Annotated in this window: 22 protein-coding genes and 1 pseudogene; 12 read left to right on the top strand and 11 right to left on the bottom strand. The window is 47.1% G+C overall.

The window, feature by feature from the left end; translation table 11 throughout:
• Positions 1–104: 104 nt before the first annotated feature.
• The 3 genes from R7P35_RS21870 (at position 105) to R7P35_RS21860 (ending at position 3212) form a co-directional block, all read left to right on the top strand.
• Complete coding sequence (locus R7P35_RS21870) at positions 105–1082, top strand: ABC transporter permease (protein ID WP_005379110.1); 978 nt, start codon at positions 105–107, stop codon at positions 1080–1082.
• A gap of 2 nt (positions 1083–1084) precedes the next feature.
• On the top strand, positions 1085–2035 hold the full coding sequence (locus R7P35_RS21865; RefSeq protein WP_005384239.1) for an ABC transporter permease: 951 nt from the start codon (positions 1085–1087) through the stop codon (positions 2033–2035).
• 157 nt (positions 2036–2192) lie between these two features.
• Positions 2193–3212 (top strand): SPOR domain-containing protein, encoded by a 1020-nt coding sequence (locus R7P35_RS21860; protein WP_005379113.1) that lies wholly within the window; start codon positions 2193–2195, stop codon positions 3210–3212.
• Between the two features lie 75 nt (positions 3213–3287).
• Here the strand turns inward: R7P35_RS21860 and R7P35_RS21855 are convergent, their stop codons facing one another.
• The 6 genes from R7P35_RS21855 to R7P35_RS21830 form a co-directional block, all read right to left on the bottom strand.
• Complete coding sequence (locus tag R7P35_RS21855; RefSeq protein WP_012841245.1) at positions 3288–3431, bottom strand: hypothetical protein; 144 nt, start codon at positions 3429–3431, stop codon at positions 3288–3290.
• Entirely contained in the window at positions 3421–5742 is a 2322-nt protein-coding gene (locus R7P35_RS21850; protein ID WP_213880935.1) for an acid phosphatase, read from the bottom strand. The genes R7P35_RS21855 and R7P35_RS21850 overlap by 11 nt, the downstream gene beginning before the upstream one ends.
• Before the next feature lie 262 nt (positions 5743–6004).
• The gene (locus R7P35_RS21845) at positions 6005–7564 is read right to left on the bottom strand and encodes a hypothetical protein (protein ID WP_213904768.1); all 1560 of its coding nucleotides are present in this window, start codon (positions 7562–7564) and stop codon (positions 6005–6007) included.
• Positions 7565–7566: 2 nt separating this feature from the next.
• Positions 7567–8139, bottom strand: coding sequence for a sigma-70 family RNA polymerase sigma factor (locus tag R7P35_RS21840; protein WP_005379118.1), 573 nt, complete (start codon positions 8137–8139; stop codon positions 7567–7569).
• A 2-nt stretch (positions 8140–8141) separates the two neighbouring features.
• Positions 8142–9614 (bottom strand): chromosome partitioning protein ParA, encoded by a 1473-nt coding sequence (locus R7P35_RS21835; protein ID WP_213904769.1) that lies wholly within the window; start codon positions 9612–9614, stop codon positions 8142–8144.
• A gap of 13 nt (positions 9615–9627) precedes the next feature.
• Positions 9628–10980, bottom strand: coding sequence for a serine/threonine-protein kinase (locus R7P35_RS21830; protein WP_053349772.1), 1353 nt, complete (start codon positions 10978–10980; stop codon positions 9628–9630).
• Positions 10981–11199: 219 nt separating this feature from the next.
• Here R7P35_RS21830 and R7P35_RS21825 point away from each other — a divergent pair, with 219 nt between their 5' ends.
• The 5 genes from R7P35_RS21825 to R7P35_RS21805 all read left to right on the top strand — a co-directional run bounded on the left by R7P35_RS21825 (position 11200) and on the right by R7P35_RS21805 (position 15805).
• Positions 11200–12207, top strand: a complete 1008-nt coding sequence (locus R7P35_RS21825) for a substrate-binding domain-containing protein (RefSeq protein ID WP_017636149.1) — start codon at positions 11200–11202, stop codon at positions 12205–12207.
• A gap of 55 nt (positions 12208–12262) precedes the next feature.
• On the top strand, positions 12263–13198 hold the full coding sequence (locus R7P35_RS21820) for a LysR family transcriptional regulator (protein WP_258458323.1): 936 nt from the start codon (positions 12263–12265) through the stop codon (positions 13196–13198).
• A 267-nt stretch (positions 13199–13465) separates the two neighbouring features.
• A complete protein-coding gene (locus R7P35_RS21815) occupies positions 13466–13870 on the top strand; it encodes an SMR family transporter (protein ID WP_005379135.1) in 405 nt (134 codons plus the stop codon).
• On the top strand, positions 13867–14196 hold the full coding sequence (locus R7P35_RS21810; protein WP_085570076.1) for an SMR family transporter: 330 nt from the start codon (positions 13867–13869) through the stop codon (positions 14194–14196). Before R7P35_RS21815 ends, R7P35_RS21810 begins: the two co-directional genes overlap by 4 nt.
• A 1447-nt stretch (positions 14197–15643) precedes the next feature.
• Complete coding sequence (locus R7P35_RS21805; protein ID WP_155396189.1) at positions 15644–15805, top strand: hypothetical protein; 162 nt, start codon at positions 15644–15646, stop codon at positions 15803–15805.
• 499 nt (positions 15806–16304) lie between these two features.
• On the opposite strand, the gene edd is transcribed toward R7P35_RS21805, so the two are convergent.
• Together edd and R7P35_RS21795 are read right to left on the bottom strand one after the other, a co-directional pair.
• Positions 16305–18101: a phosphogluconate dehydratase gene (gene edd / locus R7P35_RS21800; RefSeq protein WP_033905870.1), complete on the bottom strand. Its 1797-nt coding sequence runs from the start codon at positions 18099–18101 to the stop codon at positions 16305–16307.
• Positions 18101–18625: a gluconokinase gene (locus tag R7P35_RS21795; protein WP_033905875.1), complete on the bottom strand. Its 525-nt coding sequence runs from the start codon at positions 18623–18625 to the stop codon at positions 18101–18103. The genes edd and R7P35_RS21795 overlap by 1 nt, the downstream gene beginning before the upstream one ends.
• A 153-nt stretch (positions 18626–18778) precedes the next feature.
• Here R7P35_RS21795 and R7P35_RS21790 point away from each other — a divergent pair, with 153 nt between their 5' ends.
• Positions 18779–20155 (top strand): GntP family permease, encoded by a 1377-nt coding sequence (locus R7P35_RS21790; RefSeq protein WP_318092577.1) that lies wholly within the window; start codon positions 18779–18781, stop codon positions 20153–20155.
• Between the two features lie 9 nt (positions 20156–20164).
• Positions 20165–20776 (top strand): bifunctional 4-hydroxy-2-oxoglutarate aldolase/2-dehydro-3-deoxy-phosphogluconate aldolase, encoded by a 612-nt coding sequence (locus tag R7P35_RS21785; RefSeq protein ID WP_005394384.1) that lies wholly within the window; start codon positions 20165–20167, stop codon positions 20774–20776.
• 105 nt (positions 20777–20881) lie between these two features.
• Here R7P35_RS21785 and xapA read toward each other — a convergent pair whose 3' ends face one another.
• Positions 20882–21706, bottom strand: coding sequence for a xanthosine phosphorylase (gene xapA, locus R7P35_RS21780; RefSeq protein WP_054579537.1), 825 nt, complete (start codon positions 21704–21706; stop codon positions 20882–20884).
• A 121-nt stretch (positions 21707–21827) separates the two neighbouring features.
• Between xapA and R7P35_RS21775 the strand changes: the two genes are divergently transcribed.
• Positions 21828–22733, top strand: coding sequence for a LysR family transcriptional regulator (locus R7P35_RS21775; protein ID WP_005379156.1), 906 nt, complete (start codon positions 21828–21830; stop codon positions 22731–22733).
• A gap of 80 nt (positions 22734–22813) precedes the next feature.
• Here R7P35_RS21775 and gorA read toward each other — a convergent pair whose 3' ends face one another.
• Positions 22814–24169 (bottom strand): glutathione-disulfide reductase, encoded by a 1356-nt coding sequence (gene gorA / locus R7P35_RS21770; RefSeq protein WP_005379157.1) that lies wholly within the window; start codon positions 24167–24169, stop codon positions 22814–22816.
• Positions 24170–24428: 259 nt separating this feature from the next.
• Positions 24429–25268 carry a 23S rRNA (adenine(2030)-N(6))-methyltransferase RlmJ gene (locus tag R7P35_RS21765; RefSeq protein ID WP_005379158.1) on the bottom strand — a complete coding sequence of 280 codons (840 nt, stop codon included), beginning with the start codon at positions 25266–25268 and terminating at the stop codon, positions 24429–24431.
• A 399-nt stretch (positions 25269–25667) separates the two neighbouring features.
• On the opposite strand from R7P35_RS21765, the pseudogene R7P35_RS21760 reads away from it, so the two are divergent.
• Positions 25668–26185, top strand: a pseudogene (locus tag R7P35_RS21760) (oligopeptidase A); the annotation flags it as partial.

The following is a 26185-nucleotide window of genomic DNA, read 5'->3' as shown; positions in this document are numbered from 1 at the left end:
ACTTAAAGCACTCGACTCAATTTTGTTTCAGTCGGATTGAGTTGGTTATTTAGACTGAATTTTCTCTCTAATTTAGAGATCTATGGATAGTTAAGGGGCAAGGAATGTTTTCGTTTCTGGTCAAGCGCCTGTTTCAGGCACTGATAGTGATGTTTGTGATCAGTTTGGTGGCGTTTGCCATTCAGGACAACCTGGGTGATCCGCTGCGTGAGCTTGTAGGTCAGTCGGTTTCGGAATCGGAGCGTCAAGCGCTACGCGACGACTTAGGCCTGAACGATCCCTTTATCACAAAGTATACGCGCTTTGTGGGTAATGCACTGCAAGGTGATTTGGGTACCTCATATTTTTTCAAGCGACCTGCGGTTGAGGTGATTCTCGACAAGCTGGTGGCTACATTAGAGCTCGTGTTTGGCGCGACGCTTATCATCATTGTTTTCTCTATTCCGCTTGGGGTGTACTCTGCGATTCATCCTAAGAGTGTTTTTACCAAATTTGTCATGGCGATGAGCAGTGTCGGTATCTCGATTCCGGTGTTCTTAACCGCAATCATGCTGATGTATGTCTTCTCCATAGAACTCGGTTGGCTGCCTTCCTACGGGCGGGGCGAGACCGCTAATGTGCTCGGTTGGGAATCTGGCTTCTTTACCATTGATGGTATCAAGCACCTCATCCTACCTTGTATTGCGCTAGCGTCTATCATGTTGCCGTTGTTCATCCGCTTGGTGCGTTCAGAAATGCTGGAAGTTCTGAGTTCGGAATACATTAAGTTCGCCAAAGCAAAAGGTTTGAACTTACAAAAGATTTATTACCAACATGCACTTAAGAACACCATGCTACCAGTATTGACAGTAGGTGGTGTGCAGATTGGTACCATGGTGGCCTACACCATTCTTACTGAAACCGTGTTCCAATGGCCGGGCACTGGCTTCCTTTTCCTAGAGGCAATCAACCGTGTAGATACACCGCTGATCACTGCCTACGTTATCTTTGTTGGTTTGATCTTCGTGGTAACCAATACCATCGTTGACTTGCTGTACGGCATCATCAACCCAACTGTGAACCTAACTGGAAAAGGAGCTTAATCATGAGCCAATCAAATTTAACACCAGCTCCTGCTCCATCAGCGTGGCAGCGTTTCAAAGAGTCAGATTTTCTGTATTACTTCAAACGCGACAAAGTGGCGATGGCGAGTTTTACCGTCTTTATGATGTTCTTAGTATTGGCATTGGCTGCACCGATTCTTGCGCCAACAGACCCGTACGATCTGACGTCTATCGACATCATGGATTCTGAGTTGCCACCTTCGTGGATGGAAGATGGCGATGAGCGTTTTGTTCTTGGTACTGATGAGCAAGGCCGTGATATTTTATCGACCATTCTTTACGGTTCTCGTTTGTCTTTGACGATCGGCTTTTTAGCCGTCGGTCTTCAGTTGATTCTGGGTATCATCATTGGTTTGTCGGCGGGTTACTTCGGTGGTCGTATCGATAGCTTCTTGATGCGCTTTGCGGATGTTCAACTATCGTTCTCGACCATGATGGTGGCGATCATCGTCTCTGCAATCTTTAAAGCCAGCTTTGGCAGTGATTTTTACAGCCAATATGCGGTGGTCATGCTGGTGGTGATCATCGGTGTGGCAGAATGGCCGCAATACGCACGGACTATTCGTGCCTCGGTATTGGCAGAGAAGAAGAAAGAATACGTCGAAGCGGCGCGTGTGATGGGCTTTAAAGCTCCGCGAATCATGTTCCGTCACATTCTGCCAAACTGTCTATCGCCAATCTTGGTTATCTCGACGGTACAGGTAGCGAACGCGATCATGTCGGAAGCGGCGCTGTCATTCCTAGGTTTGGGTCTGCCAGTCGATCAGCCGTCACTGGGTGCGCTAATCAGCATCGGCTTTAACTACATCTTCTCTGGTGCATGGTGGATTACTGCTTTCCCTGGCATCGTGCTAGTAACATTGGTTTTGGTTATCAACCTGTTGGGCGACTGGCTACGTGATGTATTCAACCCGAAACTGTACAAAGGATAAGAATTTTCCCACCAAGCGTTGTAAATTCACTTAATTCCTTCCTAAACTGAGAGCCGGATGCAAATTCCGGCTCTTTTTTTGCTAGTTATTCTTTGTTCACATTTTTTTGGCGCTTTTCCGCCATGATGACCTTACCCACTAATTTAGAGTGAAGTGTATGGAAATGAAGAAGGCCCAACGCCCATCTAACGTCTTCCAAGCAAGCCTGGCTTTGGGTTTGTTGCTGGTATGCGCCCAGTTTTCTAATCCAGTTGAGGCGGAGGAGTTCCTTTGCCAAGCCACTCAAGCCAGCGAGAAAGAATTACCGATGCTTGAGAAAACGTGCCCAATTGGTAACGGAGTATGGGGAAAGAAAGTGCCGCAGGGGGGCAACTACCTTTACTGGATTCAATGCGGATTGCTACCCAAGCCTATGTCTCTCGCGAAAGCTAAGCCTCTCTATAGTAAAATCACGACCGACGTATGGATGAAGCCTGAATCCAAAGGCTATCGCTGTTTGATTGGACCTTACAAGGCATTGTCTGATGCGAGGGATGACTTACGAGGAGTCAAAACCTTGTCGAATTACAAAGAGGCGTTCATCCGAGTGGTTGGGAAAGGGACGAAACAACCAGTAACACCACCTACACCTAAATCTACTGTATCGTCGAAATCAGCCGCATCTTCGGTTAAGCCAACACCGACGGTGACCCCGAAACCCGCGCCAGTTCCTGCTGTGCGAGCTGATACCGACGCCTTTAAAGCGCGGGCAGAGAAGCCAGATACCAAGGCAAAAAGTTCACGTGATAGCTCTTCGTCTACGCCTGTTGCTAAGACCAAAGCGAAGCCAATTGTCACTGGAAATGATGACATTGAAGTTCGGTTGAGAACTTCAGTACAGGGCAAAACGTACGTGGTCCCATATTTACTCGATCACCATAATCAGTTTTACATGGAACATGGTAAGCCGTGGAACCGCCTCAACTACGAAAACTCGCACAAAGTATGTCAGCAACTGGGTATGAACTTAGCTAACCCTGCAGAGTTTAAAGCGCTGAGGGCGTCTGGGGTGATGGAAAAAAATCAATGGCCACTGCAACTGCCGTATTGGGGCAAAGATAAGAAAGGTTTGTTCGCCGATCGTGAGCCCAATCAGCTCACCGGGACCTCATTATTGAACGTGGTGTGCGTGAAATAACGACTCAGATATTGTGGTCAAAATATAGAAGAAAGCCCCGAGTTCGGGGCTTTTTTGCGGTCTCAAATATTATCGCTATTTGAGTGGCGTTTCTTTGTGACAGTTAGAGCAGATATACACTTCTTTGATGCCGACCAATCGTTCCCAAAGTGTTCTGCGTCTTCTGCGCAAATGCACGCTATCACAGCAAGGGTTAACGATGGTTGCTTTAGTCATCATCACCAGGCTCCAAAATCGGTAGTGAACTCGCGATGCTTGTCATGGCTTCTTTGCTGTTAGAGTACAGACCATATTCCGGTGCGGATTCATGACCGTTTTGTTCTTTACTCCAACGAATACCAATATAAAAGTCACCAAAATCGCGGTTGATGTAACGATGACGAGTTTTGTAATCTGACTCTGAGCCTGTTTCTTCTAGAATCAGCAGTTCACGGTCTTCATCATTCTGGATTTCCCAATTACCTGGAGTTTGGAATCCTGTTGGCATGAACGAAGTGTAGTTGTAAGTATCAGTGTCGTATTCGTACGCACCTGACGAGTATTTCAGGACTGTGTCGTCGCCTGTGCCATTACTTTCTACCATCAAGTCATGCTCTACTGTGCCGTGTTTGATGTGTTCTGCAACCGAAAGTGATTCTGCAAATGGGGTATTGCTTGAGTCCATCCAGAACAGCTCATCATCTGATATTTTAACGATCATTTGAGTGCCGTTATGCTCGGTTTTGTGCTGGTACAACATTTCATACTCGTCGCCGTAGCTGTTGTATAGCTTACCGTCTTTCAGCTCAACGTCGTTACAGTCTTTATTGTTGTATTCCGTGTAACCAGTTTGTTGGTCCAGATCGGCAAGAATGGCGTAAGCATCGTGTTCCCATGTGTCTTTTAGGAAGTCACTGATGTTCGCTTTGTACTCTTGATTCATCTCATCGTGGTTTGAACCCCAGCAGAATAGTAGGCCTTCAGAATCTTGCATCAGCATGGCGTAGCCGATTTCACCGTCTTTTTGAGCGAAGCTACCCATTTTCCATTCTTGACCGTTGAAGTGCTCGTGAGTGAAGCCCAAAGTCGGTACTACTGGTGGTGGCGTGACGCCTTCGATAACCGTTGGCATGCTGAGCGCAATTTGTACCGCGGTATGGCCATCTGTTGCGCTAATCGCCAGTACTGCTCCAGCTTCACCTGCTTTTGTTGGTGTGCCTTTAATGGTGATAATTGCATTACCATCCTCAGATACTGTTAAACCTTCAATGTCTACATAGTCCGCTGAGTAGTCGGTAATTTGACCGTCTTTATCTTGGAACAAACCAGAAATATCGAGTGTTTGTTCAAACACTTCACCTTGTTGTAGGTACCAACCATCAACGATGGACTGCAGACGCGCTTGTTCTGTTTCTACAACCATTGGTGGTAAGTTTGCCGATTCGATTTCGAACTGAAATACGGTGCTTACCGTACCCAAAACCTTACCTGACGAATCAATGTCTTGCGCCGTTAGAACAATCTCAAAATCACCAGCTTTCTCTACGATTGCAGTTGGATGTAGAACAATCAGGTTGCCAGTTTGCACAACTTCAATGCCTGTGCCTGCAAAGCTGTGCGTCAGTTTGGTTGTCACAAGGTTTTGGTCTTTGTCTGCAAATAGACCTTCAATGTCTAGCTCTAAGCCATCAAAGTCCACGCCTTGTACGATTTTTGGTAGTTTTTCTAGCTTATCTTTAGCTGCCTTTTCGACGATTTTGTTTATGGTTAGCTTGTTATTAACTACCGTTTCAGGTGCTAAGGTGTCGCTGTCTGGGGTCGCGTCAGTGATGATTGGACGTAGATTTGGGTCATTGATGTTTTCGCCAGATGCAACAAGACGTTCCACTTCTTGGTTTGCCGCTTGAGCAAACTCCGTGGCTTTTTTCTCGTAGTTCGTTGGGTTTTGTGCTTTCGAGTCGGTCAGAATCTGAGCGGTTTTATGTAGTTCGGCGTTTTTTGTCGCACCTTCAACAAAATCACTGTACAGATCAATTGGTGCTTCTTCTGAGCCTCCTAGCGCTTGGTTTACTTTCGCTTTCGCATCTTCTTCACTAATGGCTGGATCTTTTGCCATTTCAATCGCCACAAGATCCGTGATAGGTGAAATCACGTTTGACGATGTTGGTGCACGGAATACGATTTCGTGCGCCATAGCTTGGCCTGGATGATCCATATCAACCGTGTATTTGCCAGCGTACTCTTTCGCATCCAAGGCGATGAGCTGTTTCTGCTTTGAACCGTTTGGTGTGATGGTCTGTAGCGCTAGAGTGCTTTCTGGTTTTGCATCCAATTTCAGTTGACCTTTCTCATCGGTCAGACCAAGGAATGTTTCTTGAGTGTCCCATTGGCCGTTGTTGTTCGTATCTTCAAAAACAACGGCATGCTTGAAGTAGCCGTCAAAACCTGTGATCACAACGCCGTCGTTAGCACTGTTTGAACCACCATCTGAACCGCCACAGCCTGTAAGAGCGATAGCCACTGACGCTGCTAGTAAACTCACCTTATTCATTATTTATTTGTCCTTGTTTCGTTTCCGAATGAGAAAGTCGCTTTTTTTATTATTTTTTTCTTTATATCTCACTAGTGAGATATAAGAGAGTGGTGTCTTTTTAATGACTATTGAGCTTAGGTTCAAGACACGAAAATCCGCACAAAACCCGTAAAATTTATTTCTATTTTTTGTCTATGATGGAAAATTTATAATTTGATCACGGTTCCAGTTTTATTTTGGGAATGATTGTTTTGTTAAAATAACCACCGGTAAAAAAGGTTTATTGGGTGTCGCTAAGGACAGGGGCGTGATAAATCATGTTGATCTTAAATTCCTCAACGCGATCAGCAAATTGAGGGTGAGGTTTAAGCACATAACTGTAGACTTCGCCTGGAATGAATATGTCGTAATCTGTGTATTCAAGGTTGTAAAACATAAATGTTCGTTGCCAGTAATTATCTGGCCATTCAGCACAATGTATTGGATTTATGCCGTCAAAATCCATTGAGCTAGAGATAATATCGGCAAACTCTCCTCGCCCCGCTACGATAGAGCTGTACCAGTAAAATAAATAATCATGACAAAATAGGTCATGTTGATTTGATTTCATATTGAGATCAGAGTCCAGCTTGTGCACTGGTTCGTTACCCTGAACACTTCTATCAAATATGTAGTTGCTAGCAGTCCCGTTTATGTAACCTCCTCCTGAAATTGGAAAGAGGTAGTCAAACGACGTTCCTTGATATTCGTACTCGCCAGTGTGGACATTGATGCGCTTTTCCATGGACTGCTTGTTCTTTTGCATGGTATAGCTTTCGAATTGTTTACCATCAAACACGGTGGTGAAGTAGTTCCGAGTATCTTCATGAACCTGAGATGGGTATTCTTTTTTGATGGTCCAAATTTGGCGTACACCTTGGACATAAACGATCAACGAGTCATCACTGATTTTGTACTTGCCCACTTTTTTCAAGTCTCCCTTTTCAGGACACTGGCGTTTGTTGTGTGAGGCGGCATAACTTACTTCGCCCCCCTCAAACTGAAAGGCCTCGCAATACACCACTTCATACGCGTACGCGATACCTGCAAGATTTTGTGTCGTCTCTAGGCGATAAACTACATCGCCAACTAACGAGTGTTCTGTGTCATTTTGATCGGGTGTGATAACGGGTAACTCAAAGCGCGTTGTGACCCATGCATGATCGCTATTACCGTGATAATCATCGCGCGCTGCTACCGCCAAATATGTGGTGGTTTTTATTTCCTCAGGCGCTCCTTGCACCATCATTTGTCCTTGGTTGAGGACTCTTAACCCATTGGCGTTTTCAAGCCAAATCTGAGTGGTGAGGAGATCGCCATCTGGGTCTTCAAAAAGCTGGTTAAGGTTGAGCGAATAACTCACCGGAGAGTTTTGTTTCAGCTCCCAAGCATAAATAATGGTTTGTAGCTGCTGTTCCACAGTGAGGTTGATGATGGGTTTATTATTCTCTGATGGGTCCTCTTGTGGTCGGCTGTTCTTATCACCCAATGCTGACTCGTAAAACGTGTTGTCTTCTGTGGTATGAAATGGATTCGTAACAGGGCCTGGTTGTCCTAAAAGGGCGGAGTTAAATGCGTCATCTCCCGTTTTTTTAGGAGTGCGATCCAACGCAGAACCTGTCAACGCTTGCTTTACTTCAACTAAAGATGTGCGCTCATATTGACGATGTGCTTGCTGGGTTGACTTGTCGGCGTTGTCTGACGAGTCTTTCACAGATGCCAAATTGTGTTTGTTTGAAATGAAGTAAATACCGAACAAACCGACGCATACTGCGCCGATTATCCAAAGCTTTTTGTTCATGATTACGTGTGCGCCATTCGTGATTGTAGCCAACTGCGAGAGAATTTGAGGTCTTTCTCTATCAGGCTTGCGCTGCACTCGAGTAGCTCACTGATTTCTTGGTTTTTCATGCCCATTAAATACTTGAGTTTGAGTGCGCTCGATTGGCGTGGATAGCGGCTACTGAAACTATCCAGAGCTTTATCCATGATAATCAATTGCTCGAAACGATCTTCTTCATCTCTCATCAATGTAATGTGTTGACGCTTTTGTGCTTGGTGCGAGCGTGCGTTGTCGATCAAGATTTGACGCATCACTTTGGCGGCCATCAAAAAGAAATCGCGCTTTGTTTCAATTTCACTCATGTCGCAGTTGGACATTTTCAGGTAAGCATCATGAATTAATGCCGTGGTGCTGTTGACGCTGTCTGCCAGTACTTTGTTGTCGGTGCCGTACTTTTCTGCATTTCGTTCACGCTCGTGTTGGGCGATCTTACGCAACTGTAAATAAGCAAACTGATAGAGCTCGCTCTCAGCTCGTTTATCACCAGATTGCCATTGTTGAATGATTTGTGTCAGTGCTACTGCTGTTGCCATGGTTATACATCCTCGCTCACTTTGACAAATTCAGAAATGGTGTGGGTTTCAATGCGATCGGAACCGTCTTGGTTGCGGAGAACATCTTGTTGATAGCGATATAAAATGCCTTGCTCCCAAGTTGCACCAGCAGGCAAGTATTCCCAGGTGGTGTAATTGATTTCGGATGGGGTTGTTGACCAACGTACCATGACGTTCATTTGCGCGAGTTCGGCTTTGGGGGCGCTATTGTTGACCCACCACATGTCGGCAAATTCGCGGGTAACATCTTGGGTGTACAGGCTTGTATCGGTTGGGCAGGTGTCCGTATTTTGCGGCAGTCGCATGACTTGTTGATGGCGCATCAATAGGCACGATTGTGTCATGGACTGTTGGTGGTATTCGGTTTGCTGCCACACACCGAGGTAGTCAATATCGTGTTCGCTAGTATTTGGATACGTAAACCAGAGCATTTCTGTGCGGTTATTGTGTTGGATGTTTTTTTTACGCCCGAGACCTTGTACTTTTTCCATCAATAACTCGGTGCTCGGATCAAAATTGAGGGCAACGGAGCGGTACTTCCAGTCGCCTTCATCATCGAAGTCTTCGAGAGAGAAGCCATTCAAGTCGTTGCGGGTGCACCCTGTGATTGAACAACCAACGATATTAAACCAATCCGCAAACTTGCTTATCGGTTCGACGACATCTTCCGTGATAGGGCGTTTCATCGAGAGGAAGCAGCCTTGAAAATGATCGCCAATGCTTGGGTGTTCAATCAATGAGTCTTTGGTGATGGTGAATCGAGTTTCACCAATAGGAGGACGATATTTGGGGTGATGCTGATAGCGTAGATCGTAAGAACAAGCGCGGCCTTGCCAATCCTTCTTTTTGATGACGATGTTTTTGAACGTCATGTCGCGAGGTTCAAAAATGATCTCATCAGAGGAAAAATTTTTTTCAATGTACTGCTGGCTTTCGTTTAGGTGCTCAATCGCCTCATTGACAGATACCCAATCGAGATTGAGGTAGCGTTTAGCGTCATCTAGGTAATTGAGATCAAGGCCTTTGAGCTGGCTTTGAAAGTGAGGATCAGACAGCACACGGTTTGCTAGGACAATTTCCTCACGATTCTCAGGCGTGCTGTCGAGAGAAAGCAGCAGACGCGTCATATTGATGCTGCGGCTAGGTTTGGTTGTCGCCATCGTCGGCGTCAGCACTTCTTGGCTTGATAAGGTCGTCAGCAGATAACCTTTATCATCGTTACCAAGGAAGAAGCTAATTACATCACCGGGTTGGTAATGAAATGCTCCTTGCTGAGTGACGCCAGTGATATTGGAACTGGTTTTGTAATACAGGCCAGTCACTGGGGCGTCGATAAAGTAGCCTTGCTTCAAGGTTGAAGCTGGTGGGTGTGAAGTGGCAGCTGAAACGTCTGCTGCCAACGTGGACGTAGCCGTCAATGCAGACAGCCAAAATACCACTGAATGTGTATACATCTTGTTTTAAGCCTTATTGGTTGGTGCTGTCCTTAGACGCACAATTTGGCTGACAACTCATTGGTGTAGTTAGGTGCTTCTCTGGCACCGGTGTCATCATCGCCAACAACATTTTTTGTTTTATATGTTTGGGGATATCTGGGTTAGAGAGTATCCGCCTTCGTGTTAACTCCATCATGGAGTTCACTGAGAGATGTTCGACATTTTGCCCCTTCGCGTGGAAGATGAGGCGAGTCATTTCGTACATCATATCTTCTGCAATCTTCTTCTCTTGTTGCAGCTGGATATTCTTTTGCATCATGGCGCTGCCAAATAACACACCAGAGAGCACAATGATGCCTGACAATACCGAAGCAAGGGGACGTCGTTGTACCAAGCGAAAGGCGCTATACAATGGCCAGTTTTTTTTCTGCTCGATTGGACGGCGTTCGATAATTCGTTCGATATCAATGCGCAATGCTCGAACATTGATATATCGCATTTGAGTGGCAGGACGCGTTGCGCGTCTTATCACCCAGTAAACATCAGACCAAATTGTTGGTGATGGAAACATCAAAGCGAGAATTTTGCCTAAGGAGTACACGTCGCTTTGCTCTGTTAGAACCTGTCCTGCTTGCTGCTCTGGGCTGGCAAAATTTTGGCTAAACGCAATCAGCGCTGAGGGTGAATCTTCTCGGTTGGAGTGCGCTTTTTGAGTCAAGTTGAAGTCAAGCAGCTTGGGACGCTTGCTACGATCAATCAGTATATTTTCTGGTTTTAGATCGGCATGCAAAACCTGGTGCTGGTGGGCGTGCTCCATCGCCTGGCAGATCTGCTTAAACAACAGCAGCTTCTCCGTTTTTTCTAGCTTATTTTCAGATAGATACTCATCCAAAGTTTGACCAAACACCCGCTCCATCACGATGTAAACCGAATCTTGATGGAGACCGCCGTCAAACACTTTCGCGATGTAAGGATGGTTTAGACGCGCGAGAAGTTGAGCTTCATCGAAGAGTGCGCGTTGCCCTAACACATTGCTCAAATTGCTTTGAATAAACTTGATAGCCAGATCTTGCTCGAACGTTTCATCTGCACGTAGAGCGGCGTATACGACACCCATGCCACCACGCCCCAACTCATGAGTTAGGCGGTACTTACTGATGATTTCTCCGCTTAGATCGACGTCTTGGTTCGTAGCCTGATGAGCACCAAAATAAAGTAACTGCGTTAGTTGTTCTTCCGGTGTCTCGTTGGCTAAAAGAGGAACGAGTTGTCGATACAGCTCAGGTTGACTTCGTTGCAATGCTTGGAGGTATTGCTGCTTTTGGGAGTCGTCCAGATCAAGCAGGTGGTAGTAAATCTGGGTTTCGCTAGAGCCTAACTGCACTGTGACTAATGTCTTATTCTTTTAGGTACGGCATTTTATAAGAACTTTGATATAAATGTCATTTATTTATTCGGTTTTGATTCACAATCCATGAAACGCAATTTGATGGCTAGTGGAGTAATAACGTCATGATTTTGCGAATTATTTTCACTGAGCTTGTCGGCAGAGAGTCTATTCGTCATAATGTTACTTGTAACATTACTGATAAATCACATATTTATGGCTCAACAGAATAAGAAAACTCGTACGACATTGCAGGATGTCGCAGACCAGGTTGGCGTCACGAAGATGACCGTTTCACGCTATATGCGTAACCCTGAATCGGTGGCAGAAAAGACTCGGGCCAAGATTGCGACTGCGATTGAAGAGATGGGTTACATCGAAAACCGTGCACCGGCGATGTTGTCAAAGTCCTCCAGTAAAGCCATTGGTATTTTACTGCCGTCTTTGTCCAACCAAATTTTTGCTTCCTTTGTTCAGGGCATAGAGATGGTGACCAAAGCCAATGGCTATGAGACGCTTTTAGCGCATTTTAGCTACGATGAGCTTGAAGAAGAGCGCAAGATCGCGTCATTACTCTCTTATCAAGTCGATGGGCTTATTCTAACTGAAAGCCATCACACGCCGCGTACATTACAGATGATCAAAAATGCGGGCATTCCGGTGGTCGAAACCATGGAACTGCCATCGGAGCCGATTGATATGGCGGTTGGACTCGATCATGAAGATGCGTCGTACACCGTGGTTAAGCAGATGCTAGATACGGGGAAGCGTACAATCGTCTATTTTGGCGCGCGTCTGGATACGCGAACCAAATTGCGGATGCAAGGTTATGATCGCGCGATGACAGAAGCAGGGCTAGAACCCAAACATGTATTAACTGGTGATCATTCGAGTTTTTCTTTAGCGCATGATTTGCTCGAACGTGCACTGGAAACGCACCCAACGCTCGATGGGGTGTTCTGTACCAACGATGACATCGCAATTGGCACCATGCTGAGTGCGCAGCAACGTGGCATTCAAGTTCCACAGCAATTGGCAGTGGCGGGCTATAACGCGCTGGATATCGGTCAAACCATCAGCCCGAAACTGACCAGCGTTGATACGCCGCGTTTCCAAATTGGTGTAAAGAGCGCAGAGCTATTAATTGCACGCCTGAAAGGCGAAACGCAAGAAGAAAAAGTCTTCGATATGGGGTATCAGATCACGTCGGGAGAGAGTGTTTAACTAATTGTTAACTGCTCTTTGTATTCGCTCATCAATGGTATTGGTAGGTTAGGGTATGGCACATCAGCTGGATGCATTGGATCTCAACTTAATGCGTTTATTAAAAGCCGTGGTGGAAAACCGCAGCATCAAGCTGGCCGCAATGCAGCTTGGCATTTCTCAACCGAGCGTCAGCCGCGGCGTGATGAAGTTGAAGCAAGTGTTTGATGACCCGCTTTTTGTGCGTAAAGCACATGGGGTAGAGCCATCACCCATGGCGATTCGTCTCGCCGCCGAGTTCGACAATATGGTTGCGCCACTGGAAAAAGTGGTGCAAGAATTTGAAGTGTTCGACCCACTGCAATACCAAGGGCAGATTGCGATTGTAACTGATCCTTATTTGATGGATGAACAAGGGCAGCGACTGCTCACTGGCTGTCATCGAGCCTTTCCCAAAGCGCACTTTGCCTTTTCCAGCTGGAATACTTACTCGCACGATGAAATGTTAGAAGGCGAGCACGATTACTGCATTCTTGACCAAGAGACCGAGCTGTCGAAAGACATTTACATGCGCCCGTTATTCGTTGAAAAACGAGTGATTTTGGCGCGCAAAAACCACCCAACGTTGTCGAAAGTCAGCAATGATTGGGACACGGTGTCCAAACTACCACTCGTCTCTTTGCCTGCGCCAGCGTCATATAAACCGCTTTGTACCGTGGAGTCCGAGTATCGACGCATGGGTTATGAGCCAGTAGTGTTACTGAAGTCCTATAATTTGCGTTTGGCTTGCCAAATGTTGCAAGAAACCGACGCGATTATGTATGCCAGTCAAAGCTCGGCATTGTTGATGCCAGAACTCGCCTCTTACGCAATGCCACCCGTTAATCGTGAGTTTAGCCAGTTTGTTGTCTCTGGCGGTTTCCTTCAAACCAACCGCAACCATCCTTTGCACAGACACCTACATAAAGTGGTGCGACAAACCCTCAACACGCCTCTGATTTTTACGCAGTGATGTCACTTTATGGCATCGGCTGAATGAGAGTAGATGCTTTAACCTTATCAATATTGTGTGATTACATAGACAACTTACTTCTTAAGATATTCAAAAATGAATATCTCAATTACCTGTCTCTTTTTCCTACCCACCGCTAACCTTATCTCAAATAGTCAGGAGAAGTGGCTCATTTTTATCTTTTTAACTTTTTGAATGTCGATACAGGTACGCGGCATTCACCATTCTCCGTTATGCATTTTTTTAATTTCTGATGGAGGATTAATCATGCTAGTTGCACGTCTATTTTTATTGCTCGCCATCGTTGCCGAAGTGGCTGGCACCAGCACTATGTCTCTTATCGGACAAGGGCACGGGTGGTGGGGCTACATCGTAATGTATGTGCTGATCGCAATCTCTTACTACTTTCTCGCGTTTGCCGCGAAGAAAATATCGATAGGTGTGGCATACGCTGTTTGGGAAGGGTTAGGTATCTCGTTGATCACCGTGGTGTCGATCATCGCCTTTGATGCCAACTTAAACCATCAAGAATTGTTTGGTTTGATGTTAGCCGTTGTTGGCATTGTGTGTGTGACCTTAGGGGAATCACATGGTCAACCTAACGCCAAGAAAAATGCCGATAAACCGGCAAAAGAACGTTCATTTTCTACTAGTACAAGGTGCGAATCATGAGTCAATTTTTTACGATGTCATTTGGATTTGTCGTGATGGCTGCCTTGGTCGATATCATGGCCAATATGGCGCTGACACGCTCAAAAGGCTTTAAATATAAAAGCTGGGGCATTGCGGCGATTGTGTTGGTACTGACAGCATTCACGCTGTTGGCACAAGCGGTGAAAGAGATCGACTTAGCCATTGCTTATGCCTCTTGGGGTGCGATCGGTATCTTGGGTACCGCAGTGGGTGGAGCCTTGCTGTTTAAGCAGAAACTCAAACCAATCGGCTGGTTTGGTATCTTTGTGGTGATTGCTGCCGTCGTAGTGATGAAGACCGCTTGATGTAATTTACTGAATGCTAGATATCGTCATTCTGAGCAGCAAGAGACGAGCGTGATTCAGAATCTACCAACAAAAAGTGCTGTGGAAGAGGGGTTTTCTCTGGCTTCACAGCACCTTGATATTAGATTCCTGATCTCGCCTAGGCTCGTCGGAATGACGGACTCATTCATTTTTAAAAAGAACAGAGGCCAATCCTAAAGTTCGTCATTTTGAACAGCAAGAGACGAGCGTGATTCAGAATCTACCAACAAAAAGTGCTGTAGCAGAGGGGATTTTCTCTGGCTTCACAGCACGTTGATATTAGATTCCTGATCTCGCCTAGGCTCGTCGGAATGACGGATTCATTCGTTTTTAGAAAGAGCGGTGGCCAATCTCAAAGCTCGTCATTCTGAATAGCGAGGGACGAGTGTGATTCAGAATCTACCAACAAAAAGTGCTGTGGCAGAGGAGTTTTCTCTAGCTTCACAACACGTTGATAGTAGATTCCTGATCTCGCCTAGGCTCGTCGGAATGACGGATTCATTTTTTTAGAAAGAGCAGTGACCAATCCTAAAGCTCGTGATTCAGAATCTACCAACAAAAAGTGCTGTGGTAGAGGGGGTTTCTCTGGCTTCACAGCACGTTGATATTAAATTCCTGATCTCGCCTAGGCTCGTCGGAACGACGGATTCATTTTTTTAGAAAGAGCAGTGACCAATCCTAAAGCTTGTCATTCTGAACAGCGAAGGACGAGCAAGATTCAGAATCTACCAACAAAAAGTGCTGTAGCAGAGGGGATTTTCTCTGGCTTCACAGCACGTTGATATTAGATTCCTGATCTCGCCTAGGCTCGTCGGAATGACGGATTCATTCGTTTTTAGAAAGAGCGGTGGCCAATCTCAAAGCTCGTCATTCTGAACAGCGAGGGACGAGTGTGATTCAGAATCTACCAACAAAAAGTGCTGTGGCAGAGGTGTTTTCTCTGACTTCATAGCATGTCGATATTAGATTCCTGATCCTGCTGAGGCTCGTCGGAATGACGGATTCATTCGTTTTTTAGAAAGAACTGAGGCCAATCCCAAAGCTTGCCATTTTGAAAAGCGAGGGATGAGCGTGATTCAGAATCTACCAACAAACAGTGCTGTGGCAGAAGTGTTTTTTCTGGCTTCACAGCACGTTGATAGTGGATTCCTGATCTCGCCTAGGCTCGTCGGAATGACGGATTCATTCGTTTTTTAGAAAGAACTGAGGCTAATCCCAAAGCTCGTCATTCTGAACAGCGAGGGACGAGCGTGATTCAGAATCTACCAACAAAAAGTGCAGTGGCAGAGGAGTTTTCTCTAGCTTCACAACACGTTGATAGTAGATTCCTGATCTCGCCTAGGCTCGTCGGAATGACGGATTCATTTTTTTAGAAAGAGCAGTGACCAATCCTAAAGCTTGCCATTCTGAATAGCGAGGAACGAGTGTGATTCAGAATCTACCAACAAAAAGTGCAGTGGCAGAGGAGTTTTCTCTGACTTCACTGCACGCTGATATTAAATTCCTGATTTTGCTTAGGCTCGTCGGAATGACGGATTCATTCGTTTCTAGAAAGAACCGAGGCCAACTCCAAAGCTTGCCATTCTGAATAGCGAGGAACGAGTGTGATTCAGAATCTACCAACAAAAAGTGCAGTGGCAGAGGGGATTTTCTCTGGCTTCACAGCTCATTGATATTAGATTCCTGATCTCGCTTAGACTCGTCGGAATTACGGATTCATTCGTTTTTAGAAAGAGCGGTGGCCAATCTCAAAAACTCGTCATTCTGAACAGCGAGGGACGAGTGTGATTCAGAATCTACCAACAAAAAGTGCTGTGGCAGAGGAGTTTTCTCTGGCTTCACGCATTTTGCTATTAGATTCCTGATCTCGCTTAGGCTCGTCGGAATGACGGATTCATTCGTTTTTTAGAAAGAACTGAGGCTAATCCCAAAGCTCGTCATTCTGAACAGCGAGGGACGAGCGTGATTCAGAATCTACCAACAAAAAGTGCAGTGGCAGAGGAGTTTTCTCTAGCTTCACAACACGTTGATAGTAGATTCCTGATCTCGCCTAGGCTCGTCGGAATGACGAGGTCTTTCTTCTCGCCTTAAACAATAAAGCTTGCGCCTTCTTCTGCACTCGATACGTTTTGGCGGATCACGCTAAACAAGCCTCGTCCCCAAGTTTGTTGGGTCGATTCGGTATCGAAATGAATCAACTCGCGACCAGTGGTGTCGCTTAAGTTGTTCAGTTCGCCCGTTTGGCAATCAAGGCGAATCAAATCACCGTTGCGCACCAAACCAATCGCGCCACCACGAATGGCTTCTGGAGAAACGTGAATCGCAGACGGAATTTTACCGGATGCACCAGATAAACGACCGTCCGTCACTAGCGCGACTTTAAAGCCCGCTTTTTGCACGTTCCCTAAAATTGGCATCAGCTTGTGCAGTTCAGGCATGCCATTTGCCGCTGGGCCGTTGTGTGTGACCACAACGATGCAGTCTTTGTTCAGCTCGCCACGTTTGTACGCGGCCTCCACTTCGTGTTGGCATTGGAATACGATCGCAGGTGCCACAATCACGCGTTGCTCTTCTTTCACCGCAGACACTTTCACCACGGCTTTGCCCAAGTTACCGTGAAGTACGCGAGTGCCGCCGGTGTTTTGGAAAGTGGCGTCTGGTTTGGCGATCACGTCACCGTCTTGGCTGCCTTGGCACGGTGTCCAAGTCAGTTGGCCATCGACAAGGCTCGGCAGCGTCATTTGGTCTTCAAATTCACCAAACACGGGTTTCACATCGCGATGCAAAAGCTCGGATTGGTTCAAGCGGTGCAATAACGCGGGCACGCCCCCCGCGTCTTGGAACGCGTTCATATCGGCTGGGCCGTTCGGGTAAACGCGAGCTAACAAAGGAACCACATCCGACAGATCGCTGATGTCTTGCCACGTGAGCAAGATGCCAGCAGCACGCGCCACGGCGATCATATGAATGGTGTGATTGGTACTGCCGCCAGATGCGAGTAGAGCGATGATGCCGTTGACCAAGCTCTTTTCTGTGACCACTTCTGCCAACGGACGGAAGTGTGCAGAACCCGCCGTCATTGAGGCGATTTTCAGAGCCGCGTGATCGGTTAACGCTTTACGCAGTTGGGTATGGGGATGGATGAATGCCGAACCTGGCAGCATCAAGCCCATGGCTTCGAACACCAACTGGTTGGTGTTGGCTGTGCCGTAAAACGTACACGTCCCCGCAGAGTGGTAAGCGCGACACTCCATATCCAGCAGAGCGTCTTTGCCGACTTCACCCGCTGCGTATTTTTGGCGCACGTCGACTTTCTCTTCGTTGCTGATGCCTGTTGCCATCAGACCCGCTGGTACAAACGCAGTCGGTAGGTGCGCGTAAGACAGCGCGCCCATCAGTTGCCCCGGGGCGATTTTGTCACAGATGCCAAGCAGTAATGTGGCATCAAAGACATTGTGGCTCAAAGACAACGCCGTTGATTGCGCAATTAAGTCACGCGAAAACAGCGACATATCCATGCCTGCTTGACCTTGAGTCACCCCATCGCACATCGCTGGCACACAACCTGCGACTTGCGCTGTATGGCCGTAGTCCGCCAGTACTTGTTTGATTTGCGCTGGATAGTCTTGGTACGGCTGGTGGGCGCTCAACATGTCGTTGTAGGCGCTGATCAGCGCGAGATTGGCATGAGTAAAATCGAGAATATTTTTCTTTTCAGAAGAGCAAGAAGCGGCGACTGCATGGGCTAAGTTACCACAAGATAAACCAACACGGCCTTTGCCAGCTTCGGCTTGCACTTCGGTGCGAGCAAGAAAGGCAGCGCGCGCTTCGCGGCTGCGCTCGGTCAAGCGTTGTGTGACCTCAATAACAACAGAGTGAGTCATTACGCCACCTCGATCGCTTGCATTTTGATTAGCTCAGTAGCAGAGCGTTCCACCACGTCGCTGATGTCTCCGTCGATACTGACGATCAGAGTTTGAGGCTCGTTGTCTGGGCGCTCTAGTGTCTCGAATTGGCTCTTCACCATGTTTTCTTTCATGAAGTGGCCTTTGCGCATACGCATGCGATTAAGGATCAACTCCCTATCGCCATCAAGGAACAGGAAGGTCACGTTGTCGTTGCCTTCGCGGATCTGATCGCGGTAAATCTTTTTCAGTGCTGAACAGACAATAATGCCGTGTTCGTTTTTGCTTTCTAGGCTGTACGCCGCATCACGAATGCGTTCTAGCCATGGCTTGCGATCATCATCGTTCAGAGGCTGGCCCGATGCCATTTTCTGAATGTTCGCTCGTGGATGAAGATCATCACCATCAATGAATTTACGCCCTAGCTTTTTCGCTAGATGCTCACCAATTGTGCTTTTACCACTAGCACAAACGCCCATAACGATGACACTACTACCAGCCATAACTTATCCTCATAACCAAATTTGCGCGTGATCTCAATTTTTGAATTCACTTTAAAATATGGGTTTATCTTATTCATGTTATCGGTAACATGTTACCGGTAACTGAAATAAATGTGAACCATAACACAAACAATAATTCTTAAAGGTGAACCTATGGAGCAATTAACCCAAGCCCCAGATCCTACGTTCCTACTGACGATTGCAGGCCTTGCCATTGCAGCGTTACTCGTTCTGATCATTAAACTGAAAGTCCATGCTTTTGCTTCCCTTACTATGGTGAGTTTAGGCACAGCACTCGCCACTGGCGTTCCTTCTGAGAAAGTCGTATCGACCATGATGGGCGGCTTCGGCGGCACACTGGCTTCCGTAGCATTGCTGGTTGGTCTTGGTGCGATGATCGGTAAAATTCTTGAAGTGACTGGCGGTGCGAAAGTGCTGGCAGACACTTTGATTGGTCGCTTTGGTAAAGAGCGCGCACCATTTGCTTTGGGCGTCGCTTCATTACTGTTTGGCTTCCCAATCTTCTTCGATGCTGGCCTTGTAGTGATGATGCCAATCATCCTCAGTGTGGCGGCTCGTTTTGGTGGCTCACCAATTAAATACGCGTTGCCTGCAGCTGGTGCTTTTGCGGTTATGCACGCGTTTGTTCCACCACATCCAGGTCCGGTTGCAGCGGCCGAATTCCTTGGCGCAAACATCGGTCTGTTATTGGTGGTGGGTATTCTGGTAGCTATTCCAACTTGGTACCTTGGCGCTTACCTATTTGGTTTGTACGCGGGCAAAAAATTCGATATCCCACTATCTAAAGCCTTCTTTAATGGCGAAGCGATGGTGGATGAGCGCAACGCACCAAAATTTGGCACGGTTATGACCATCCTTGTGCTGCCAGTCCTGCTAATCTGTTTGGATACGGTATTGAACACACTGGCGGTTGCGGGTGTGATTGATGGTAAAACGGCACTGGTTGAGTTCCTACGTATGCTAGGTAAAACCCCAGTTGCGTTGCTGATCACTTTGATTGTCTGTCTGGCTGTGTTTGCCAAAGACTACGGCATGGCAAAACTAGAAAAATTATGTGGTGAGTCATTGGCTCCTATCTGTGGTGTTATCCTAGTAACGGGTGCAGGTGGCATGTTTGGCGGCGTACTGCGCTCAAGCGGTATTGGTGATGCACTGGCTGACGTTCTTACAGACACAGGTATGCCTGTGATTGTGGCGGCGTTTGTGATTTCAACTTGTCTGCGTGTTGCTCAAGGCTCGGCAACCGTAGCGCTAACCACTACGGCGGCTCTTATCGCGCCAGTAGTGGCAGCATCAACAGGTTTGAGTGAACTCGACCTTTGCTTTATCGTAATCGCGATTGCGGGTGGTGCAACGGTACTGTCTCACTTCAATGACTCTGGTTTCTGGTTGGTATCTCGTCTGCTTGAGATGGATGAGAAAACCACATTAAAAACTTGGACGGTAATGGAAACGTTACTTGGCGGTATCGCGTTTATTATCGTCGCAACATTAAGCTTTATTCTTTAGAGGTTCCCCATGACAACACTTGAACAACGATTAAGAGAAATCAAAATCGTCCCAGTTATCGCAATCAACGACGTAGCACACGCTCTGCCACTGGCAAAAGTGTTGGTAGAAAACGGTTTACCATGTGCGGAAGTGACATTCCGCACCGAAGCGGCGGCGGAGTCGATTCGCATCATGCGTGAAGCGTACCCAGAACTGTTGATTGGCGCGGGCACCGTTCTGACCACAGAACAAGTGGATATCGCAATCGAAGCGGGCGTGGACTTTATCGTTAGCCCAGGCTTCAACCCAACCACAGTGAAATACTGTCAGCAACGTGGTGTGACTATCGTACCGGGTGTAAACAACCCAAGCTTGGTTGAGCAAGCGATGGAAATGGGTCTGCGTACGTTGAAGTTCTTCCCTGCTGAGCCATCAGGCGGCGTAAACATGCTGAAAGCACTGACGGCGGTTTACCCTGTGGAATTCATGCCGACAGGTGGCGTAAGCCCATCCAACGTGGAAGATTACCTAGCGCTGAAATCGGTTGTGGCTTGTGGCGGTACTTGGATGGTGCCAACCGCAATGATGGACAACGGCGATTGGGAAGGCATTGCTGAATTGGTGCGCGCAGTTAAGTAAAACGCACAAACGGCTCCGAAATACCCCCGAACGTTAGAAAACGTGATACGAAAAAGGGTCATCAAGTTACTTGATGACCCTTTTGCTTTTTGGAATGAAACGGCTTTAGAAGTGATGCTTCATAAAGCGCTTAATAAAGCGAATGAAATCTGCTTCGGCTAGCTTCGCGCACTTCAATGTTTGGGCGTGAGACAATTCTACATCTCCCAAGCCTTCTGCCATGTTGGTGATCGCACACACTGCCAATACGGGTAAGCCGCAATGCGCCGCAGAAATCACTTCTGGCACGACCGACATGCCCACTACATCACCACCGATGATTTGCATCATGCGGATTTCGGCTGCGGTCTCAAAGTTGGGGCCTGTGTAAGAGACAAACACGCCTTCATTGAGGTGAATGCCATTGGCTTTGCCGACTTCAAACGCTTCTGCGCGCAGGGCTTTGTCGTACGCATTGGCGAGGCTGAAGAACCTCGGGCCGTACTCTTCATCATTCGGACCGATCATTGGCGATTCAGGCATGGTATTGATGTGGTCATGAAATACCACCAGAGAACCGACGTCGATGCGTTCAGGGCGAAGTGAGCCTGCCGCGTTGGTGACGAGCAGAAACTCACAGCCCAGCTTTTTAAAGGTGCGTACGGGCGTGGTCATGACCTTCATTGAGCCGTGTTCGTAGTAGTGACCGCGACCTTTCATGCACACTACGTCTACGCCGCCCATGGTGCCAAGTACCAACTCACCAGAGTGGCCTTGCACGGTGCTAACCGGAAAGCCTTCGAGCTCTTCGTATGGAATGACCACTTTGTCTTGTAGCTCGTCTGCCAATACGCCTAAGCCAGAGCCTAAAATAAACGCCGCTTTAGGTTGGAAGTTTGGTTTGCGTTCGCGAATGGTTTGTAGCGCGCCGATTACTGGATCGTGATTCATGTTAGTCACCTTCTGGTTGTGTGTTGATTCCATTGTGTGACTTTCTGCGCTGGTTATCTTTGCTTTATTCTCTACTATCATCCTTAAAAAGAGGATGATGAAATTTGCTAGGACTCAATGCATGAAGTCAGAACCATTTGAGCGCGTGACGCTGAAGATGCTGCGTTACTTTTACGAGGTCGCACAAACCAAGCATTTCACTAAGGCGGCTGAGAATCTCAATATCACCAATTCGCCGTTGAGCAATCGCATCAAAGAGTTGGAAGAGGTGCTTAACGTCAAACTGTTTGAGCGTGATTCAAGAAACGTCATGCTGACGGAGGCCGGACGATTGTTGGAGTCCAAATGCCAACTGATTTTTCAGACCTTGGATGTCTCGCTCAATCAAGTGCAGCAAGTGGGCTTGAACCAGAGAAACATTTTGCGAGTTGGTGTGGTAAGTAGCGCATTTTGGGGCGGATTTGATCGTCTGTTACAGCGCTTCCATGCTGAGCATGACACTTATCACGCCGACATTTTTGACCTTAACCCAGAGACGCAAAAGAAGCACCTTAGCGAGAAGAAAATCGATGTGGGCATTGTGCGTTTTGCTGATGCACTCAACATTTATCCGTATCAGTCGGTATCTTTGGGCAAAGATGTGTTTGTGGTGGCGGTGTCGGAGCAACATGAGTTAGCCAGCAAATCTTTGCTGCGGCTCCAAGATTTAAAGACGTGTGAGTTTGCGTTTATGAGTTTGGCGAATTCTGCCTCGGCAAACTTCATCATCAATGCCTGTCTGCAAGAAGGCTTTTCACCCCATATTGGCAAACAAGTGGTGGAGCCAAGCACTTTGATGGCGTATGTGGCAAACAGCAATACCGTGACGTTGGTGCCGTCGACGTTTTCTCAGCATCATTGGCATGGGATTCGTTTTATCAAGCTGAAAGAGTCACTGCGTGCAGACTTGTGTCTGATTCATGATGGTAAGCAGGAGAGTGCTATTAAAGCCGAGTTTATTCGCACATTATTAGAGAATGCGAGTTAAGCATGGGATAACAAAAAAGGTCATCCTAAGATGACCTTTTCAAATGATTCACTGAAATCAGTAATGAGATTAGCGCGTAATTAACGCATCGTTACGAACTCTTCAGAGCCCGTTGGGTGGATAGCCACAACAGAGTCGAAGTCTGCTTTGGTTGCGCCCATCTTCATTGCTACGCCGAAGCCTTGGATCATTTCATCTACCGTGAAACCGATGCCGTGCAGACCAACAACCGTTTCTTCTTCGCCCGCACATACAAGCTTCATCTTACATGGTTGACGGTGCTTAGTAACGGCGGTGTACATCGCCGTAAAGCCAGACGTGTAGACTTTGATATTGTCTTTGCCGTACTTCTCTTCCGCTTCTTGCGTCGTTAGACCGATAGTGCCGATTGGTGGGTGGCTAAATACCACAGTTGGTACCAAATCGTAGTCCATCTTCGCGTTTGGTTTGTTGTTGAAAAGACGCTCAGAAAGTTGACGACCCGCTTTCACTGCTACTGGTGTTAGTTCGATACCGCCTTCCATGATGTCACCCACACAGTAGATGCCTTTCACGTTAGTTTCTTGGTATTCGTCTACCTTGATGTAGCCTTTTTCGTTCGTTGCCACACCGGTTGACGCTAGGTTGATTGCGTCTGTCGCTGGGTGACGACCGATTGCCCAAATCAGTTGGTCAACGTTTTGGCTTTCACCGTTTTCTAGGTGCAGAGTTAGGCTGCCATCGGCTTCTTTTACCACTTCTTTTGGTACAGAGTGGGTGTGCAGTTTTGGACCTTCTGCGTCCATTACTTCAACCAACGTATCGATGATCATTGGATCGAAGCTACGTAGTGGTGACTCTTTACGTACGAACAGGTGCGTTTCTGTACCTAGCGCGTGCAGTACGCCAGCAATTTCAACTGCGATGTAGCCTGCGCCAACAACCGCAACGCGTTTTGGTTGCTCTGCTAGGTCGAAGAAGCCGTTTGAATCGATGCCGTATTCAGCGCCTGGAATGTTTGGAATAGTAGGACGACCACCAACCGCGATCAGGATGTGATCCGCAGTATAATGTTCACCGTTTACTTCTACGGTTTTCTCGTCAACAAACTTAGCAAAGCCTTTAATCACGTTTACTTTGTTGTTGCCAAGAACGCGATCGTAAGATTGGTGAATACGACCAATGTACGCCTGACGGCTCTCAACCAGTTTGCTCCAGTCGAAACCTTTCACGTCGACATCAAAACCGTAATCTTCTGCGTACAGGTTCATTGCTTCTGCGATTTGTGCGCCGTGCCACATCACTTTTTTCGGTACACAACCTACGTTTACACAGGTACCGCCAAGGTCTTGAGCTTCGATTAGCGCAACTTTCGCGCCGTACATCGCCGCACGGTTTGCAGATGCGATGCCGCCACTGCCGCCACCGATACAGATATAGTCAAAATGAGTCGCCATTACTTTCTCCAAGAGCTTATAAATTTTATCTGGTACATAGATAGATTGGGATGACCTTGTCCGAACTCAATGCCACCGTTATCCCACTATCATAAATCGAATTCGACTAATTCCTAAATGGGAAAAAGCGACAATACTTATGACAAATAGCGATGAGAGGCACAAAAAGAAGAATAAGCACGATTGGAGGAAGAAGGTGAGAGCATAAAAAAGCGCAACGAGAATGTCGTTGCGCTTGAAGATATCAGTACTGAAGTGCTTACTCTGGCACAATCCAGTCCACTTTCCAGTGGCCAGTTGCTGGTGCGATCGCGTCTTGCAGGAATGGCAGAATCTCTTTCATCTGGCTTTCCAGTTTCCATGGCGGGTTAATCACAATCATGCCGGATGCCGTCATGCCGCGCTCGTTGGTATCCGGTGCAACACCTAACTCGATTTGCAGAATTTTACGAATACCGAGTGCTTCCAAACCTTCGATCATATCTTCGATGTCGTGACGGTTTACCACTGGGTACCAAATCGCGTAGATACCGGTGGCCCAACGTTTATGGCTCTGATGAATCGCTCGCACCACATCGCGGTACTCTTTCGCGAGTTCGTATGGTGGGTCAATCAGCACCAAACCACGACGTTCTTGTGGCGGTAAGCTTGCTTTGAGGCGTTGGAATCCGTCCTCTTTGAAGATGCTCACTTGGCGATCACGATGGAATTCTTGCTCTAACAATGGGTGATCGGCTGGGTGCAACTCGGTCAGCACCATGCGATCTTGTGGGCGGATTTGCGCGCGCGCCACACGTGGTGAGCCTGGGTAGTAACGCAGCTTCTCGCCATTGTTGAGCACTTTAATGGCATCGATGTAGCTTTTGATGTCTTCGGGAATGCTTGGGTTATCCCAAATACGTGCGATGCCTTGTTTGTATTCGCCCGTTTTTTCAGACCATTCGTGAGTCAGATCGTAACGGCCCACACCCGAGTGGGTATCGTGATAAACGAATGGCTTATCTTTTTGTTTCAGCGCATCAAGAATGAGGCTTTGAACGATGTGTTTGACCACGTCGGCATGGTTGCCAGCGTGGAAGCTGTGGCGGTAACTTAACAAATTAAACTCTCGAAACACTCTTTGGTTGAGTGTGGTCTGTGATTTTCACTCTATGGCGGTATTATACTCAAGTAACTTAAAGATGTAGAACTTCCAATCAAATCTGTTCCTCTGATAAGGGGACGCTATTGAAATTTCTTTAAGTCACCCACACTTACTATTGGTAATCGAATTGAACTAGGTGAGTTTCTCGCACTCAAAAGGGTGTGAAATTTCATTTAGGTATAACAAGACTCAAGGACAGAGTAGCGCTGGTTGACTATATGATGGTCATCGCGGCATAGAGAAAGGGAACGGAGCTCCCCCAATCCATGTTGCTGGCTCGTCTGTACATTGAGTTGGCCTATCTACACAAAATAGACAGGCAATCACAGAGTCAAAACACAAAAGGAATTATTCATGTCTAATCCTCTTCTGACGTTTACGGACCTACCTCCGTTTTCTCAAATTAAACCAGAACACATCAAGCCTGCCGTTGAGCAAGCGATTGCTGACTGCCGAGCAAAAATCGATGAAGTTCTACAAGACAACGCTCACCCAACTTGGGACAGTGTGATTGCGCCAATTGAAGAAGCGGATGATCGCTTAAGCCGCATCTGGTCGCCAGTGGGTCACATGAACTCGGTAGTGAACAGCGAAGAGCTACGTGAAGCTTACGAAAGTTGCCTACCAATTTTGTCAGAGTACGGCACTTGGGTTGGTCAGCATAAAGGGTTGTACGAAGCGTACAAAACCATCAAAGCGAGCGAAGAATTTGCAACGTTAACTCGTGCCCAGCAGAAAACCATCACTGATGCACTGCGTGATTTCGAGTTATCAGGCATTGGTTTGCCATCCGATGAGCAGCACCGTTACGGCGAGATCAGCAAACGTATGTCTGAGCTGAGCTCTAAATTCTCTAACAATGTGCTGGATGC

This window comes from Vibrio sp. Vb0304 (genome assembly GCF_033338995.1).
In the GTDB taxonomy this organism is placed as follows: domain Bacteria; phylum Pseudomonadota; class Gammaproteobacteria; order Enterobacterales; family Vibrionaceae; genus Vibrio; species Vibrio alginolyticus.
The sequence above is the reverse complement of the archived record's forward strand: the minus strand, read 5'-3'. Positions and strand labels throughout refer to the sequence as shown.